The 17508-nt window shown below is 72.0% G+C and carries 12 protein-coding genes; 6 read left to right on the top strand and 6 right to left on the bottom strand.

Annotated elements, in window-relative coordinates:
* Positions 1 to 236 precede the first annotated feature (236 nt).
* Positions 237 to 1433 (bottom strand): hypothetical protein, encoded by a 1197-nt coding sequence (locus ABZV06_RS30895; protein WP_355625747.1) that lies wholly within the window; start codon positions 1431 to 1433, stop codon positions 237 to 239.
* A gap of 335 nt (positions 1434 to 1768) precedes the next feature.
* Between ABZV06_RS30895 and ABZV06_RS30890 the strand changes: the two genes are divergently transcribed.
* Positions 1769 to 3649: a hypothetical protein gene (locus ABZV06_RS30890; protein ID WP_355625745.1), complete on the top strand. Its 1881-nt coding sequence runs from the start codon at positions 1769 to 1771 to the stop codon at positions 3647 to 3649.
* Positions 3650 to 3724: 75 nt separating this feature from the next.
* On the opposite strand, the gene ABZV06_RS30885 is transcribed toward ABZV06_RS30890, so the two are convergent.
* A complete protein-coding gene (locus ABZV06_RS30885; RefSeq protein ID WP_355625749.1) occupies positions 3725 to 5581 on the bottom strand; it encodes a hypothetical protein in 1857 nt (618 codons plus the stop codon).
* A 101-nt stretch (positions 5582 to 5682) separates the two neighbouring features.
* Between ABZV06_RS30885 and ABZV06_RS30880 the strand changes: the two genes are divergently transcribed.
* The 5 genes from ABZV06_RS30880 (at position 5683) to ABZV06_RS30860 (ending at position 10783) form a co-directional block, all read left to right on the top strand.
* A complete protein-coding gene (locus ABZV06_RS30880; RefSeq protein WP_355233999.1) occupies positions 5683 to 6975 on the top strand; it encodes a PQQ-binding-like beta-propeller repeat protein in 1293 nt (430 codons plus the stop codon).
* A complete protein-coding gene (locus tag ABZV06_RS30875) occupies positions 6972 to 8264 on the top strand; it encodes a PQQ-binding-like beta-propeller repeat protein (protein WP_355625743.1) in 1293 nt (430 codons plus the stop codon). The genes ABZV06_RS30880 and ABZV06_RS30875 overlap by 4 nt, the downstream gene beginning before the upstream one ends.
* Before the next feature lie 85 nt (positions 8265 to 8349).
* Positions 8350 to 9018 carry a response regulator transcription factor gene (locus ABZV06_RS30870; protein WP_355233995.1) on the top strand — a complete coding sequence of 223 codons (669 nt, stop codon included), beginning with the start codon at positions 8350 to 8352 and terminating at the stop codon, positions 9016 to 9018.
* A complete protein-coding gene (locus ABZV06_RS30865; protein ID WP_355233993.1) occupies positions 9015 to 10190 on the top strand; it encodes a HAMP domain-containing sensor histidine kinase in 1176 nt (391 codons plus the stop codon). Before ABZV06_RS30870 ends, ABZV06_RS30865 begins: the two co-directional genes overlap by 4 nt.
* 179 nt (positions 10191 to 10369) lie before the next feature.
* Positions 10370 to 10783 (top strand): VOC family protein, encoded by a 414-nt coding sequence (locus ABZV06_RS30860; protein ID WP_355625741.1) that lies wholly within the window; start codon positions 10370 to 10372, stop codon positions 10781 to 10783.
* Positions 10784 to 10841: 58 nt separating this feature from the next.
* Here the strand turns inward: ABZV06_RS30860 and ABZV06_RS30855 are convergent, their stop codons facing one another.
* The 4 genes from ABZV06_RS30855 to ABZV06_RS30840 form a co-directional block, all read right to left on the bottom strand.
* The gene (locus ABZV06_RS30855) at positions 10842 to 12824 is read right to left on the bottom strand and encodes a M4 family metallopeptidase (RefSeq protein WP_355233987.1); all 1983 of its coding nucleotides are present in this window, start codon (positions 12822 to 12824) and stop codon (positions 10842 to 10844) included.
* A 187-nt stretch (positions 12825 to 13011) separates the two neighbouring features.
* On the bottom strand, positions 13012 to 13827 hold the full coding sequence (locus ABZV06_RS30850) for a hypothetical protein (protein ID WP_355233985.1): 816 nt from the start codon (positions 13825 to 13827) through the stop codon (positions 13012 to 13014).
* A 156-nt stretch (positions 13828 to 13983) separates the two neighbouring features.
* Complete coding sequence (locus ABZV06_RS30845) at positions 13984 to 16053, bottom strand: 3-hydroxyacyl-CoA dehydrogenase NAD-binding domain-containing protein (RefSeq protein WP_355233983.1); 2070 nt, start codon at positions 16051 to 16053, stop codon at positions 13984 to 13986.
* Positions 16050 to 17246, bottom strand: coding sequence for a thiolase family protein (locus ABZV06_RS30840; RefSeq protein WP_355233981.1), 1197 nt, complete (start codon positions 17244 to 17246; stop codon positions 16050 to 16052). Before ABZV06_RS30840 ends, ABZV06_RS30845 begins: the two co-directional genes overlap by 4 nt.
* Positions 17247 to 17508 lie beyond the last annotated feature (262 nt).

The raw sequence follows: 17508 nt of genomic DNA, 5'->3' as shown, positions 1-17508 counted from the left end.
GCGCGCCTCCCGGCCTCCCTCCGCGCGCCTCCCGGCCTCCCTCCGCGCGCCTCCCGGCCTCCCTCCGCGCGCCTCCCGGCCTCCCTCCGCGCGCCTCCCGGCCTCCCTCCGCGCGCCGATCTTGCACTTTCGGTTGTTGTAATGCACATGTTCGTGCCTTTTGTCGCAACAGAAAGTGCAAGATCGCTGGGGCTGGGGCTGGGGCTGGGGCTGGGGCTGGGGCTGGGGCTGGGGCTTTAGCGGCGGGGGCTTACTGAGCGGTAGTGGGTCTTGTCGGTGTTGGCGAGGCTGTACGTCTGGGTGCGGGATGGCTCGGGCACGACCACCAGGCCGGGGCGTTCCACCAGCAGTGGGGTGCCCGGCGGCACCGAGAGCGAGCTGTCCCGGGTGGCCCGCCAGCTGAGTACGAGCAGAGGTTGGCCGGGGACCGGGAGCTGGTACGTCTGCAGTGGGGTGGCCCGGTCGGCCGGCGAGACTACCGGGGCGCTCCCGTTCGCCGGGCGGTAGACGACAGCGGTCATGGTGCCGGCGTCGGTGTCCCAACTGAGCTGCTGCAACTCGGCCGGCTCGCCGCCGCCGAGCGCCACCTCGCCGAGTGAACGGACCGAGAGCTTCGCCATCGGCCAGGACGTCGGCACCGACTTCGGCGCGTCCCGGTCGCCGATCCGGCGCGGGATGCTGCCGAACGGACCCCGCTCACCCGCCAGCACGCAGGTGTCGAGGCCGGTGAGCGCCCGCCGGCCCGCGCCGGACTCGTCCCGGACCAGCGGATAGCGCGGGTCGGTCGTGCCGGTGCCCAGGTCGAGCAGGCGGTCGGCGGCCCGTCCCCGAGGCAGAGACTCGGTGGCCCGGAGGGTTGCCGTCACGCCCACCGCCATGCAGGCCGGCACGTCGACCGGGGCGCTGAGGCCGTCGGCGACGACCAACGCCCGTCCCTGCGGTCCGAGGAGCTGCTGCACCCGCGCCGAGACCAGGTAGCGTCGGCCGCCGGCAGTCTGCACCGGAAGCACGTCGGAGTAGACCAGGTAGCCGGGGTCGGTGTACTCGGTGGCGCGGGTGATGGCGTACCGGCCGCCGTCGCCGGTGAGTTGCAGCAGCCAGGACGCGCTCTCGCCGGGCACGTCGGCCGCGACCAGGGCCACCGGGGCACCGTCGACGCGACCGGAGAAGAGGATGCCGGACGAGGGCAGGTGCGCACGGTCGTCGGCTGGCGAGCGCCACTCGCGCACCGCCTCGGTGACCGCCCTCGTCACCGCCGTGTCGCCGGACAGGTCACCCCGCGGTGGCCACACGGCCAGTGTGCCGTCGAGGCTGTCGTACCCCACCCGCAGATCACGGGGCGCTCGGTCCGCGACGGGACCGCACGCGGTGGCGGTCAACAGCGCGGCGAGCAGGACAGCGAACGTCCTGCCGTGCCGGCGGCCCGGAGTCACCTGATCCGCCCCCGATCGCCTCGCCGTCGTTCCCGGAAAGCGCCATAGTACGAGATGTCCGACGCGACGCCGCCGCTGGTCGGTTCCGCACCCACCACAATGGACACCACCGCGGCTTTAGTGCCCTTTCGTCACTCGGGTAGACTCCGCCGACTGTGACGCCTGCCGAGTCCCGCGCCCTCGCTTCCCGGGCCAGGTCCGTCGGGGCGCCCGGCGACTCCGCCGCTCCGACCGACCGCGTCGACACCGCTCCGGCCGACCGCGTCGACACCGCTCCGGCCCCGACAGCGTCCCCAACCTCGGCCGCGTCGACCTCACCCGCGTCGGAAGCGTCCGTGTCGACCTCGACCGTGCCGGACGAGTCCGCGCCCGCGATGAGTGCCCAGACCTCGACCGCGCCGGCACCGACCGCGCCGGCACCGACCGCGCCGGACGAGACGGTTGCGGCATCCCGGTCGAGCCGGAGCCGTTGGTCGGGCTGGACCCGGCGACGACAGCACCTGGCGGTGGGCGCGCTGTTCCTGCTCGCCGCACTCTGGGTGACCAGCCGGATCTGGCTGGACCCGGCCGGCCGGGTGGCGTCGCTCTACACCGGTGATCCCGCCCAGGTGCAGTTCTTCCTCGCCCATTCGGTGCGGGTGGTGCTGCACGGGGAGTATCCGTTCTACACCGAGCAGTTCAACTACCCCGACGGCGTCAACCTGATGGCCAACACGGCGGTGCTGGCGCTGGGCATCCCGATGGTGCCGGTGACCCTGCTGTTCGGCCCCGCGGTGTCCTTCGTCATGTTGGTGACGCTCGGCCTCGCCGGCACCGCCCTGGCCTGGTACTTCGTGCTCCGTCGTCACATCGTGCGTACGCCGCTCGCGGCTGCGGCCGGCGGCTGGTTCTGCGGCTTCTCCCCGGCGATGCTCTCGCACGCCAGTTGGCACCCGAACATCATCAGCCAGTTCCTGCTGCCGTTCATCGTCTGGCGGGTTTTGGTGCTCACCCGTTCGCGCCGGCCGGTCCGCGACGGCGTCCTGCTGGCGTTGCTCGTCACCGCCCAGGCGTTCATCAACGAGGAGATTCTGCTCTTCACGGCGATGGCCTGCGGGATCTTCCTGCTCGCGGTGGTGGCCCAGGAGCCGGCCCGCTGGTCAGCGGCGTGGCGACCGCTGGCCGCCGGTCTCGCCGCCTGCGCGCTGGTGGCCGGGGCGCTGCTGGCGTACCCGCTGTACGTGCAGTTCGCCGGGCCGATGGCGTACCACGGGCTCAGCGACGCGGTGCAGGACTACGGCAACGACATCGCCTCCTTCTTCGCGCCCGGCTCGGCCACGCTCGGCGGCAACCAGCGGGCCAACGTCAACCTGGCGCCGAACTACTCGGAGGAGAACGCCTTCTTCGGCTGGAGCCTGTCGCTGCTGGCCGTCGGCGTCGTGGTCTGGCTGCGTCGGGAGATGGTCGTGCGGGCGCTCGCCAGTACCGGCGCGTTCTTCGCCCTGCTGTCGCTCGGCGAGCAGATCTCCTGGTGGGACCGGGACCTGATCGCGGGGCCGTGGGAGCTGCTGGTGCACCTGCCCCTGCTGGACGCGGTGGTGCCGACCCGCTTCGGTCTGATCACCACGGTCGTCATCGGCCTGCTGCTCGCGCTCGCCGTCGAGCGGGCCTGGGCGCTGCGTCCGGCCGAGCGGCGTACCGTCCGGACGCTGACCGCCGCCGGCCTGGCGTTCGCGCTGCTGCCGATCGCTCCGATGCCGCTGCGGATGGTCTCCCGGCCGCCGGTGCCGGAGTTCATCACCGCCGACCGCTGGCGGGCGTACGTCGGTCCGGACCAGACGCTCGTGCCGATCCCGGTGCCCAGCATGGGCAACACGCACGGCATGCGCTGGGCGGCGGCCACCAACCTCGACTTCAAGATCCCGGGTGGTTACTTCCTCGCCCCCCGCAACGGCAACACCGGCGACCCGGGCCGGTTCGGCGGCCGACCGAGCGGGGTCAGCCAACTGCTGGAGGAGGTGGCGACCACCGGTCGTACCTCCAAGCTGGACGACCGGCAGCGCCGGCGCTTCACGGACGAGTTGCGGCACTGGCGGGCGGCGATCCTCGTGCTCCCGGTCCGGCAGCAGAACGCCGAGCCGCTGCGGCGTACCGTCGAGGAGCTGGTCGGTCCCGGTCGGCAGGAGCTGGACGTCTGGGTGTGGGACGTCCGGACGCTGACCGACCGCTCGGTTTGACGACCACCCGAAACGGCGCCGCTCGGGGTGCCGCCCGCGCGCCCACCACGGGACGTCCGGCCCCTGGTCGGCTGATCAGCCCACCAGGGCGCGGACGTCCCAGACCCAGACGTCGTCGACCCGCTGCGGCGGTCCGATCAGCGCGGTGACCAGCTCGCGGAGCACCGCCTCGCGCGGGTGCGCTCCGAGCACCACCACCGACGCTCGCCAGAACCGCAGATCCTCGACGGCCTGCCGCCGGTTCTCGTCGGTGAGCGCCGGCAGGACGCCCGCGTCCATCGTGGAGTAGATGAGGCTGCTCGTGGGCCGGTTCGGGGCGCCGAAGACGCCCTCGCCCAACTCGTTCGGGCCGATGAAGTAGCCGCCCGGGATGGGGAACTCCTGCCTGGTGAGGGCACTCCAGCGCAGCGTCGGCAGGCCGTGCACGTTGCTCGGGATCGGTACCGGGACGAGGGTCCGGCCCGCCGGCACGTACGGTCGCCAGCCGCCCGCGGTGATGAAGTGCGGCGGCGGGTCGATCTGCTGCGCCGGCAGCGGCCGGGGGAACAGCGGCAGCAGGGCGAGGGCGACCGCCGCGTACCCCAGCGGGCGCAGCCACCGTCGGCGCGCCGCGACCGGCGCGGCGGCCGGCTCACCGGCGCGCGGGGCCGGCGCGAGGGCCGGGCGGCCGTGGCGGGCCGCCGCGTCCCAGAACAGCGCCAGCAGTACGCCCACCGCGGCGGCGACCACCAGCGCCAGGCGCGTGGGCATCATCATCTCGACCAGCGGCAGCTCGTCCGACACGTACGACCACGGGCCGGGGATGTCGGTCTCGACCCCGTCGAAGCGCACCCACGGCCCGATCGCGGCCACGGTGAACACCACGACGAGCACCGCGACGATCCGGGCGGCCAGCGAGCGGCGTACGAGCAGCGCCAGGGCCACCAGCGAGAGCAGTACCAGCGGCCAGCCGAACCAGGTGTTCTGCTCGGTCAGCCCGATGGTCTTCTCGATCGCCGGGTCACCCGCCCAGGTGTCCCGGGCGAAGGATACGAAGGCGACCAGGTCCTCGCCCCAGTTGTGGAAGACGCCACCCTGGAGGCCCCGGTAGGACTGGGGGCCGTCGAACTGGAACCAGATCGGGTACGCGGTGAGCACCAGGGTGAGCCCGCCGGCCACACCCATGCTGGCCAGGAACGTCCCGGCCATGGCGCGGGTGGCCCGTGGTCGCTGCACCGCGTACGCCACCACGACGACGAGGCAGGCCAGTGCGGTGAGCAGCAGCATCTCCTCGTTGATGAAGATCTGGTACGTCACCAGCGCGCCGAGCACCAGCCCGTTGCGCCGCCACCGGCCCGGCTCGCCCAACCGCAGCACCCGCACCACGATCAACGGGAGCAGGAAGTTGGAGACGAAGTTGGGCTGACCGTTGGCGTGGTGGATGATGCCCGGCGCGAAGCCGAGGAAGGCCCCGCCGACGAAGGCCGCGGCCCGGGAGCGCACCAGGTGCCGCGAGAGCATCCAGTACGCGGTGCCGGCGGTGGCGGCCAGCGCCCCACCCAGGTAGAGCGCGTACATCACCTGCGGGCCGAGCAGCATGGTCAGCGGGGCCAGCGGCAGGGTCACCCCGAGCAGCGAGGTGTTGGCCATCATGTTCACCCCGTCCGGGGCGTTCTGCCGGGCGGTGAACAGCGGGTTCTCCAGGTGCCGCACGGAGTACGCGCCGTGCGCGAACAGCCACTCGAACCAGCTGTGGTCGGTGGGCAGGTGCGACGAGACCCGACCCGTCACGTCCCCCCAGTAGTTGAGGCAGACGAAGACGCCCAGCACCACATAGGCTCCGAGGGCCAACAGGTCGGCTCGGCTCGGGCGGCGTCGAGGCCGCCGTGTCGGCTCGACCTCGGCCAGCTCGGCGTCGGTCACGGGATTCAGCGAGGGGTCTACCACCGGCACAGCCACGACGCGCCATCGTACAGGCGAGGATGCGTCGCTTTTGCCGGGCCGGTACGGTCACGGCCGGTTTGCCGGGCCGCCCCCGGTCGGATCCACCGGCGATGGAGGGACGATCGTTGCCGATCATCGAGCTGGGCGAGGTCCGGGGCGAGCCGGTGGCGCAGCCGACGGCTCGTCCGCCGCGCGCCGTGGGCCGTCCCCTGCGGACCGCTGCGGTGCTGCTGCTCGCCCTCGTCGCGCTCACCGGCGCGACGGCGGTACGGCACCGCACCGTGACGTCCGTGCCGACCGCGCCCGGCGCGTCGGCGTACCTCACCGAGGACGCGATCGTGGTGGTCGACGCGTCCACGCCCAGCGGGGACCGGTACCTGACCGTCTACGACCAACCCGGGCCGACGGGCGGTGACAACGTGCGGCGTCGGTGGCGTGCGCCGCTGGAGCGCAGCGGAGACTACGTTTCCGCGTGGATGCAACGCGGGATGCTGCTGGCGGTGGGCGTCAGCACCGCCGATGGGGTGTTGGAGACCACCGCCTTCGACGCCGAGACGGGTCAGCGGCGTTGGCGCAACCCGGGGATCGTCCAGCGGGCGACCGACGGGGGCATGCTCCTCGTCAACGACACGGAGGACGGGTTGGGCTCGGTGAGCCGGGTGACGCCCGACACCGGGCGGGTGCTCTGGTCGGTGCCCGCGCCGTTCGGTGGCACCGACTTCCACCGGCAGGGCGACCAGGTCGACCAGGTCGTGTTCGTCCAGCCGACCGGGGAGGTGCAGGTGTACGACGCCGACACCGGAGACCTGCGGCACAGCGTCGACACCCTGCCTGGCGCCCGGTCGGCGTTCCAACGGGTGCAGGTCGCGGACGACCTGGTGCTGCTCGTCCCACCCGGCAGCACCGAACTTGTCGCCTTCCGGCTGCCCGCGATGGCGCCGGCCTGGAGGTCCCCGGTGCCACTGGTCGCCTGGGCGGTACCGTGCGCGGATCTGCTGTGCGCGGTCCAGCAGACCGGCGGTATCCAGATGATCGACCCCGCCACCGGTGCCGTCCGCTGGTCGGACCGGGGGCCGGACATGCTCGTCGACGTCCGCCGGGACAGGTTGCTGGTGGCCACGTCCGAGCAGCGGTATGCGGTCCGCGACGCGCGGACCGGACGGGAACGCGCCGAGCTGGGCCGGTGGCAGTTGGTGAACCAGGTGCGCCGCGAGGACACGCTGCTCGGCGTACGCCCGACACCCGACGGTCGGCTCGTCGTCGCCGAGCTGGACCTCGCCGCCGGGCGGACGCGGATTCTCGATGTCCTGCCGGGCGTGGTGGGCGGATGCCAGGCCGCGCAGCCCGTCCTGCTCTGTCGACGGCTCGACGGCTCGACGGCTCTCTGGCGGTTGCCCCGGTGACCGGCCCGGTGATCGACCTCGGTGAACTGCGCCAGGGGCCGGACCTCGACACCGCCCGGCTGCCCCGTCCGCCGGCGGCCCGTGGGCGACCCCTGCGCGGCGTGCTGGTCCTGGTGCTGGTGCTGGTCGGCCTCGCCGGGTCGGTGCCGCTCACCCCGCGCGAGATGGTGACGCTGCCAGCGGCGAACAACGCGGACGCGATCCTCTTCGACGACATGATCTTCCTCGTCGAGCAGCTCGGGGCGACGGGGCAGCGCACGTTGACCGCCACCCGCCTGCCCGACGGTGAGCAGGCCTGGCGTACGTCGCTGCCGGTCGAGGGCCGGTACTGGGGCGTCGCGCGGCAGGGCGGAACGCTGCTGGCCGTCGGGTACGAGAGCGGCGCGGACCACTCCGGGACGATCACGATCGCCCTGGACCCCGAGACGGGCGCGTACCTCTGGCAGCAGCCGGGACGACCCGTTGCCCTGCCCGACGGCGGGATCCTGCTGTGGTCCGGCGAGGACGAGGCCGCGGGCGCCCTGCGCGCCGTTGACGCGTGCTGCGGCACCGTTCGCTGGCAGGCGTCCGTCGAGGCGGGTGCCGACCTCACCCCCCGCGACGGTGAGCGATGGGTGGACCGGCTGGTGCTCCTGCGCGGGAACGGGCAGGTCGAGGTCCGCGATACGACCACCGGAACGGTGCTGACGCGCGCCCACCTGCCCGCGCCGCGCGGCGAAACGCCCCGCGTCCTGCATGTGGTGGACGACCTGCTGGTCACCATCGACGGATCACCGTCCGTCATCTCGGCGTACGGCCTGGACCACCTGGACCGGCGTTGGCAGATCCCTGCCGTCGGGGAGACGTACGTCTCCGCCTGCGGCGTCCTCCTGTGCCTGCAGAGCCAGTCCGGCGGGATGCGGACGATCGACGCCGCGACAGGTGAGCCGCGGTGGGCCGACGACCGTTGGGGGTGGGTCTGGCCGTACGCCGACCGATTGCTGGCCACCGCGGTGAGCAGCGCCGGGCCGGGATTCGAGGATCTCGTCGTCCTCGATCCGCCGACCGGCCGGGTGCTGGCGAGGCTGGGTCGCTGGGAGATCGTCCGGTACGACGTCGACAAACCGCTGATCGGGGTACGCCCCCACCCCGACGGCGGCCTGGTCGTCGCCGAGTTGGACGTCCGGGGCGGCACGGTGCGGGTGCTGGACGTGTTGCCGGACGCCTCGGGGGACTGCCGGGCCGCCACCGGGTGGCTGCTCTGTCGCCGTCAGGACGCCGCGTTCGGGGTGTGGCGGTTGACCCGCTGACCGTCGGCGGGTCCCGGCGGTCGGCGAGGGAGGATGGTTGCCGGCCGGCACTAGGTTGTCGGTGGTCAGCAGCGAGGAGGCCGGCATGCGGGTACTGGTGGTCGAGGACGAACGCAACCTCGCCGACGCGATCGCGCGCGGGTTGCGCAAGCGGGGCATGGCGGTCGACGTCGCGTACGACGGCGACGCCGGCCACGAGGCGGCGTTCGTCACCCGGTACGACGTGGTGGTGCTCGACCGCGACCTGCCCGGTGTGCACGGCGACCAGATCTGTGCCGACCTCGCCGCCTCGGGGGCGCTGACCCGGGTGCTGATGCTGACCGCGAGCGGCACCGTCGCCGATCGGGTGGAGGGGCTTCAACTCGGCGCGGACGACTACCTGCCGAAGCCGTTCGCGTTCGACGAGTTGGTCGCCCGGGTGCAGGCGCTGGGCCGGCGGGCCACCCCGGCCGCGCCGCCGGTGCTCGAACTGGCCGACCTGGTGCTGGACCCGGCACGGCGGGTCGCCACCCGCGCCGGGATGCCGATGGACCTGACGAACAAGGAGTTCGGGGTGCTCAGCGAGCTGCTCAAGGCTCGTGGCGCGGTGGTGTCCAGCGAGGAGCTGTTGGAACGGGTCTGGGACGCCAACACCGACCCGTTCACCACGATCGTCCGGGTGACCGTCATGACGTTGCGAAAGAAGCTCGGCGATCCGCCGTTGATCGAGACGGTGGTGGGCGCGGGCTACCGCACGGCCGAGGTCCAGCCGTGAAGCGCCCGTTGCGGCCCACCCTGCGGTTGCGGTTGACCCTGCTCAACGGTGTGCTGCTGGTCGGCGCCGGCGCGATCCTGGTGCTGCTGGCCTGGCTGCTGGTCCGCGACGCGCTGCGGCCCACCGACGAGCTGCTGCCCGGCACGACGGTGCTGCTCTCCGACGGCGGCACGATGGACGCCGCCCAGTGGCAACGTGAACTGGTCGACTCCGCCTCGGGGGAGTTGCTGGCCAAGGGCCTGGTCGCGCTGTTGGCGATCAGCGTGGTCGGGGTCGCCGGCGCGTACGCGGTGGCGGGGCGGGCGCTGCGGCCCCTGCACCAGGTCACGGCAACCGCACAGCGGCTCGGCGAGGCGACGCTGGACCAGCGCATCGGCTACTCGGGCGCGGACGACGAGGTGGCCGAGCTGGCCAAGACGTTCGACGCGATGCTGGACCGGATCGCGTCCGCGTTCGAGGCGCAGAAGCGCTTCGTGGCGAACGCCTCGCACGAGCTGCGGACTCCACTCGCCGTCATGCGGACCGAGATCGACGTGACGCTCAGCGACGACGACGCGGACGCCGCCGAATACCGCCGGATGGCCACCGTGGTCCGCGACGCCTCGGAGCGGGCGAACGGGCTGGTCGACGCGCTGCTCGTGCTGGCCCGCAGCGAAGCGCAGGCCGGACGGCGGCTGGGCCGGCGTACCGAGTGCGACCTCGCCACCGGCACCGCCAACGCGCTGTCGGCGATGCGCCGCGAGGTGGAGCGCATCGGCCTGCGCGTGCAGACGTCGCTGGAGTCCGCGCCGGTGGTCGGCGATCCCGGGCTGCTCGACCGGCTGGCCGGCAACCTGATCGAGAACGCGGTGCGCTACAACCACCTGCACGGGCGGCTCTGGGTGCGTACCGGCACCGACGGCGACCGCTCGTGGCTGGTGGTGGGCAACACCGGTTTCGAGGTGGACCAGGCCGACGTGCCGGGACTGTTCGAGCCGTTCCGGCGCGGCGGCCGGGAACGGACCGGCGCGCGCGGCTCCGGCCTGGGGCTGTCCATCGTCCGCGCGGTCTGCCAGGCACACGGCGGTACCGTCCGGGTGGTCGCCCAGCCCGGCGGCGGCTTGGAGGTGACGGTCACCCTGCCGGCGGTGGACGCCCCGGCGGTGCCCGGCCCGGTGGCCATCAGTGGGTGAGCGGTCGGCGCGGTCGAAAGGGTTGCGTACGGCGCTCCTCCGCTGGCAAGATCACCCACGTCAGCTCGAGAACGAAGGGGGGTGCGTCGATGTCCACCAGTCAGGGCTCCGCACCCCGGGTCTTCGCCGGCTGACCCCGGGCAGCGGAGCGTACCCATCCGAACGTGGAGGGACCACCCGTGTATCCACGGATCCGCAACATCAGTTTCGACTGCCACGACACGTACTCCCTGGCCGGCTTCTGGTCGGCGGTGCTCGGCTACGCCCGGCACGACGAGGACGTCCCGGGTGATCCGGAGGCGGTCCTGCTGCCGCCGGACGAGGCCACCCCGAACCTGTTCTTCCAAGCGGTGCCGGACGACAAGGTGACCAAGAACCGGCAGCACATCTGCCTGGAACCTGTCGACCGGACCCGCGACGAGGAAGTCGAGCGGGTGCTCGGCCTCGGCGCCACGATGGTCGCCGACCGGCGGCATGCCGACGGGACGGGTTGGGCGGTGCTCGCCGACCCGGAGGGCAACGAGTTCTGCGTGCTGCGTAGCGCGGCCGAGCGGGCGGCGTCACCGGCGCGGCCGGACGCCCCGGCGGCCTAGGGTCTGCGTACGGCGGGACGCCGCCACTGCGGCGTCCCGCCGTACCTACGCCCGCGCGTCAGCGGCGGGGCACCGAGAAGTCCTCGGTCGGAGTGGTGTCGCTGGTGCCGTCCGTGCTCGCGTGCACGCCCATGCCACGGGCCGCGAAGACCCGCCAGATGTCCCGCTGCCCGCGGCCGTGGTTCACGACCCGGTCGGCCAGCAGGATCGAGTCGCGCATGTCCAGATAGGACGGATCCGCCGGTGAGAGTTCCATCGCCCGGGTGACCAGGGAGCGGGCCAGGCGGCTCCCGATCGCCGCGCGCAGGTCCCAGAGCGTCTGCGCCCAGATCTCACCGTCGGCGTGGATCTCCGGCTCGGTGGTCCCCGGCACGGTCGACGAATTGCGGATCTTGCCGTAGTCGCCGTAGGTGTAACCGCCCACACCTGCGGCGGGGTTGCCGGCACACACCGGCTCGGTGCTGTTCACCGGGCAGTCCATCGCCTCGCTGCGCACCGAACGGCCGCCCAGGATGTAGTCGCCTTCGCGAACGTCACCGTCGACGGCGTCGTCCTGCTCGAGGCCGCTGTCGACCAGATAGTCCAGGCCGTACCAGTCGCTCCACGCCTCGTACATAGCCTGCGCCTGGGCGCTGATCAGGGTCGAGTTGCCGCTGGCGTCGACCACCAGGCGGTCGGACAGTCCGTGGGTGTACTCGTGGTAGAGGATGTCCGCCGTGTCACCGGAGTTACCGGCGAGAACGCTCGCCGACTTGACGAACAGGTACATCTGCATGCGCGGCGCCATGCCGTCCGGCGGAGTCGTCATGTTGGCGTTGTTGTCGTGGTCGCTGTCCGGCAGGCCGTTGGCGGTGTCCGCGCCGTCCATCGCCTCGGCGATCACCCCATCGCCGTCGACAGCCTCGAAGTTGCCCGCCGCCCGGGTGAAGCCGATCGGTGCGGCCGCGAGATGGTCATGCCAGGTTCCCAGGAAGGCGAAGAGCTGCGCCGCGTTCTGCTTGCGGTTGCTCTGCCAGGAATACGGCACCGCCGGATCCCACGAGCACTGCCGTTGCGCCGAACACGGGGCACCGACCTGGTTGGAGAAATCCGTGAACGGGAAGTCGAAGCTGCTCGTGGCGTCTGGCTCGACCTCCTCCGACGCCTGCGGGGCGTTGTCGGCGTTGACGTCGGAGTAGACGTGCCCGACGTTGCCCTCCAGCCTGCCCGCGTTCGCCGGCAACCACCTGTTCAGGTCGACCGTGCGCTGGCGTCCGCCGACCGGGGCGCCCGGGTAGTTCTGCCACGTCGTCGCGTGGTGTTCGGCGACCATGCTCCGCTGGAAGAGGATCGCGCCGTTGGCCGCGTCCACCACGCTGAGATGACCCTCGTCCATGTCGATCACCTCCCACGCCAGTTTCGGACCCGCCGGCGTGTTGAAGACGACCTGGCGGGCGCGGCCGCCGTCGGAGAAGGTCACGGACGCCGTGGTTCGGGAGCGGACCGTCGCCGTCGCGGTGCCCGACACGTTGCGTACCGCGGTCCTGCGGGCGGCGACCGCGTCCACGCTCGCGGAGCCGAGCGTGGTGGGCAGCCCGGCGAGCGGTGCGCCGTCGACAGCGATCAGCCGGCCGTCCCTGGTGATGTGCGCCTTGATGCCGTTACCGACGACGTCGACTCCGTTCACGCGCTGCACGAAGCTGAGGTGGTGGGTGCCCTCGATGTCGACGTAGTCCTTGCGCAGCCGCAGGGCGGCGATCTCGGCGACGGTCAGGCCGACGACCGACCGGTGGGCCGCCAGATAGTCGCGGGCGATCCGCTCGGGCGCGGCAGCGCTCGGCCCGGTCAGGTAACCGTCGAGCCGAGCCAGCCGCCGCAGCGTCGCGGTGTCGCGGTCGATCTCGACGACACCCTGCGCGCCAAGACTCGCTCGCAGCGAGTTCGCCGCCTCGGCGACCCGGGAACCGGGCGGCTCGGCCCGCGCGTTCGTCGGCAGTAGCGCGGACGCGAGCAGGATGCCCGCCGCCGCGGCGACGCCGCGCCTGATGATTGTTGAGCCCACTGTCGCACTCCAATACTCGATTCAGGCAGTACTGACACGACAGACGCTAAAGGTCCCTAATGGACACCTTCTGGATCAGCGGGCTGAGCAGCTCGGCAGAGGCCGCGCTGGGCGAGGGACTGTCGCCGTGGTCCATGAACGCGGGCCCCGGTCACCCTGAGGTGACCGGGGCCCGATGGTGTCCGGGTCAGGAACGCTGCTCGATCTGACCACGGATGGTGACGAACTCCGCCTTCGTCTGCTCGGCGGTCTTGAAGTACATGACCGTCAGGCCCACGCTGCCCCGGTCGGCCCAGATGCAGACGCCGAGCGGTACGCCTTCGGCCTTGCCGTCGCCGCAGCGGGCGTCACCGCCGAGCGGCCCCGCGTCGACCGCCGCCATGTTGGTCACCGACAGCTCGCTGGAGAGCCCGGTGACCGCCTCGTCCAGCTCCTTCTTCGGGTCGGCCATCACGCCGGACACCGCGGCGATCATGAGGAGGTCCTGCTTGGTCGGGTCGCCGTAGAACGCACCGACAGTGCTGGTCTCGTTCTTCACCTCGGACTTCATGGAGGCGACCATCTGGTCGGCGACCGTCTGCAACTGCGGGTCGGTGTTCTTGGCCCGGCCGGCGAGGGTGGCCGGCGCGACGACGCGGGTCTTGGTGGCGTCGACGACGTCGCCCACCTCGTCCTTGACCGTGAACCAGATGGCCGCCGCGCCACCGAGGCAGAGCACCAGCAGTACGGCCAGCGCGATCAGGATGATCTTGCCAACGTTCGACTTCTTCGGCGGTGGACCGGCCAGGTGCGGGCCGCCGTACGGCTGGCCCGGCTGCGGCGGAAAGCCCTGCTGCTGCGGCCAGTCGCCGGGCTGCTGCGCGGGCGGGAAGCCCTGCTGCTGCGGCCAACCGGGCTGCTGCGGTGGACCCGGCTGCTGCGGCACGGCCGGCTGGCCCTGCTGCTGCGGCGGAGTGGGGGAATCGTGCGGCGGGCCGAAGGGATTGGCCGGCGGCTGGGACATCAGTCAGCTCCAGGATGGGGTGCGAAGCGCGTGATCGTAACCCGGCGGGCGCCCCGACGCGGTAACCGTCCGGGTCCCACCAGCGGTGCGAACGAGCGCGGTGGCCGGCAAGTCCACGAGGGACGAACCGGCCACCGCGACGGTGGAGCCGAACGGTCAGGCGGGCAGGCTCGCCGCCCCGCGCGGCAGGAACCGCCGGCCGGTGACCCGCTCGGAGGTGCCGGTGCGGTCCAGGTACGGGGTGACGCCGCCCAGGTGGAACGGCCAACCGGCGCCCAGGATCATGCACAGGTCGATGTCCTGCGCCTCGGCGACCACGCCCTCGTCCAGCATGAGCCGGATCTCCTGCGCGAGCGCGTCGAGCGCGTTCTGTCGTACCTGCTCGGCGGTCAGCGGCTGGTCACCGACGACGAGCAGCTTGGCGACCTCCTCGTTGACCTGGTCGTCGACCACGATCGGCTGACCCGAGTCCGCGATCCGCTTGAGGTTCTCGCTGACGCCGAACCGGTCCGGGTAGGCGGCGTGCAGGGTGCCCCCCACGTGGTACGCGACGGCCGGCCCGACGAGCTGGAGCAGGGCGAGCGGGCGCATCGGCAGGCCCAGCGGGTCCAGGGCGCTGTCCGCGACGTCCAGCGGAGTGCCGGCGTCGACGGCGGCGAAGACCGTGCCCAGGAAGCGGGTGAGCAGCCGGTTCACCACGAACGCCGGGGCGTCCTTGACCAGCACGCTCGACTTCTTGAGCTGCTTGCCGACCGCGAACGCGGTCGCGAGGGTGGCGTCGTCGGTGCGTTCGCCACGGACGATCTCCAGCAGTGGCAGCACGGCCACCGGGTTGAAGAAGTGGAAGCCGACCACCCGCTCCGGGTGCTCCAACTCCGCCGCCATCTCGGTGATCGACAGCGAGCTGGTGTTGGTGGCGAGCACCGCCTCCGGGGAGACGATCTTCTCCAGCTCGGCCCAGACCTGCTTCTTGACGCCCAGGTCCTCGAAGACCGCCTCGATGACGAAATCAGCGTCAGCGAACGCGCTCTTGTCGACAGTGCCGCTGACCAGGCCGTACAGCTTCGCGGCCGTACGCTTGTCCATCCGGCCCTTGGTGACGGCCTTCTCTATCTGGGTGTGCACGTAGCCGACGCCCTTGTCCACCCGGGCCTGGTCCAGGTCGGTCATGACGACCGGCACCTGGAGACGGCGGGCGAACAGCAACGCCAACTGACTGGCCATCAGGCCGGCGCCGACGATGCCGACCTTGGTGATCGTGCGGGCCAGGCCCTTGTCCGGTGCGCCGGCCGGCCGCTTGGCCCGCCGCTGCACCAGGTCGAAGGCGTACAGGCCGCTGCGCAGCTCCTCGGAGAAGACCAGGTCCGCCAGGGCCTCGTCCTCGGCGGCGGTACCGGCCGCGAAGTCGGCGTCCTTGGCGGTCTCCAGCAGGTCCAACGCCTTGTACGCGGCCGGGACCGCGCCGTGCAGCCGCTGGTTCAGCGTCTCCCGGGCGAAGTAGAGCACGCCCGCCCACATGTCCTTGTCGACCTCGGGCCGGGTCACCGTCACCTGACCGCGCACCACCCCGGCGGCCCACTCGAGCGAGCGCTCCAGGAAGTCGGCCGGTTCCAGCAGGACGTCCGCGATGCCCAGCTCGGCGGCCTGCTTCGGCTTGAGCATCTTGTTCTGCATGAGCGGGTTCTGGATGATCACCTGGGTGGCAGCGGGGATGCCGATCAGGTTCGGCAGCAGTTGGGTGCCGCCCCAGCCGGGCACCAGGCCGAGGGACACCTCGGGCAGGGCGAGAGCCGCCGCGCCACCGGAGAGCGTCCGGTAGTGGCAGTGCAGTGCCAGCTCCAGGCCGCCGCCCATCGCCGCGCCGTTGACGAACGCGAAGGTGGGGACCGTGCTGTCCTTGAGGCGGGCGAAGACCCGGTGGCCGAGCCGGCCGATTTCCAGCGCCTGGGCGCGGTCGGCGAGCTGCGGCAGGCCGACGATGTCCGCGCCCACGCAGAAGATGTACGGCTTGCCGGTGATCGCGATGAACGCCGGGTCGGCGGCGAGCGCGGCGGTGATCGCCTCGTCCAGGCTCGCCAGCCCGCCCGGGCCGAAGGTGTTCGGCTTGGTGTGGTCGAAGCCGTTGTCCAGGGTGATCAGCGCGGCGGGGCGGTCCAGCCCCGGCACGTTCACCCGGCGCAGCAGCGCCTTCGTGACGACCTCGCTCGGCGCGGTGACTGCGCTCACTTGTCGCCCTCCGTCCAGTGCGGGTTCTCCCAGATGACCGTGCCGCCCATGCCGATGCCGATGCACATGGCGGTCACGCCGTAGCGGACCTCGGGGTGCTCGGCGAACTGGCGGGCCAGTTGCGTCATCAGCCGTACGCCGGAGGACGCGAGGGGGTGACCGATGGCGATCGCGCCGCCCCACGGGTTGACCCGCGGGTCGTCGTCGGCGATGCCGAAGTGGTCGAGGAAGGCGAGCACCTGTACGGCGAACGCCTCGTTCAGCTCGAACAGGCCGATGTCGTCGATGCTGAGCCCGGCCAGGCGCAGGGCCTTCTCCGTCGACGGGATCGGTCCGACGCCCATCACCTCGGGCTCCACCCCGACGAAACCGAACGACACGAGCCGCATGGCGATCGGCAGACCCAGCTCGCGGGCGGTGGCCTCGTCGGCGAGCAGACTGGCGGTCGCGCCGTCGTTCAGGCCGGCCGCGTTGCCGGCGGTGACCTTGCCGTGCGGGCGGAACGGGGTCTTCAGAGTGGCGAGCTTCTCCAGCGAGGTGTCCCGGGGAGCCTCGTCCACAGTGGCCAGACCCCAGCCGCCCTCGGCGTCGCGGATCGACATCGGCACCAGGTCGTCCTGGAGCTTGCCGTTGGCGTACGCCTTGGCGGTCTTCTGCTGCGAGGCGAGCGCGAACGCGTCGGTGCGCTCCTTGGTGATGTGCGGGACCAGGTCGTGCAGGTTCTCCGCGGTCGCGCCCATGACCAGCGCGGACGGGTCCACCAGCTTCTCGGCGATGATGCGCGGGTTGGGGTCGACGCCCTCACCCATTGGGTGGTGGCCCATGTGCTCGACGCCGCCGGCGATGGCGACGTCGTACGCGCCCATCGCGATGCCGCTGGCCACGGTCGTCACGGCGGTCATCGCGCCGGCGCACATCCGGTCGATGGCGAAACCGGGCACGGTCTTGGGCAGACCGGCCAGCAGTGCGGCGGTACGGCCGATGGTGAGGCCCTGGTCGCCGATCTGGGTGGTGGCCGCGACGGCGACCTCCTCGACCCGCTCCGGGGGTAGCTGCGGGTTGCGGCGCAGGAGCTCACGGATACAGCGGATCACCAGGTCGTCGGCGCGGGTGTTGGCGTACATGCCACCCGCCTTGCCGAATGGGGTACGGACGCCGTCGACGAAGACGACATCCCGAACTTCACGGGGCACTTGAGCCTCCTACTCGACCATCATTCGGCCTCCGCGCCGCCAGGCGGCGCTCCGGACCGAACAGGGGTCGGCCGGGCGGGGCACGTCACCCAGAATGCTACTCGCCAGTAACCAGCCCCGTCCCCACCGCCCCACTGTGGCCCACCCCACAACACCCACCCCCAGCGCCCCACCCACCCCACCCCAACCCACCCCCACCCACCCCAGCGCCCGGTGATCATGAAGTTGTTGCCCCGACACGCCGACGCCGGTGGCAATAACT

The sequence above is a fragment of the Micromonospora sp. NPDC005172 genome (genome assembly GCF_040608555.1).
GTDB lineage: Bacteria > Actinomycetota > Actinomycetes > Mycobacteriales > Micromonosporaceae > Micromonospora.
Note: the sequence above shows the minus strand (reverse complement) of the source record. Positions and strands in the feature narration are given on the sequence as shown.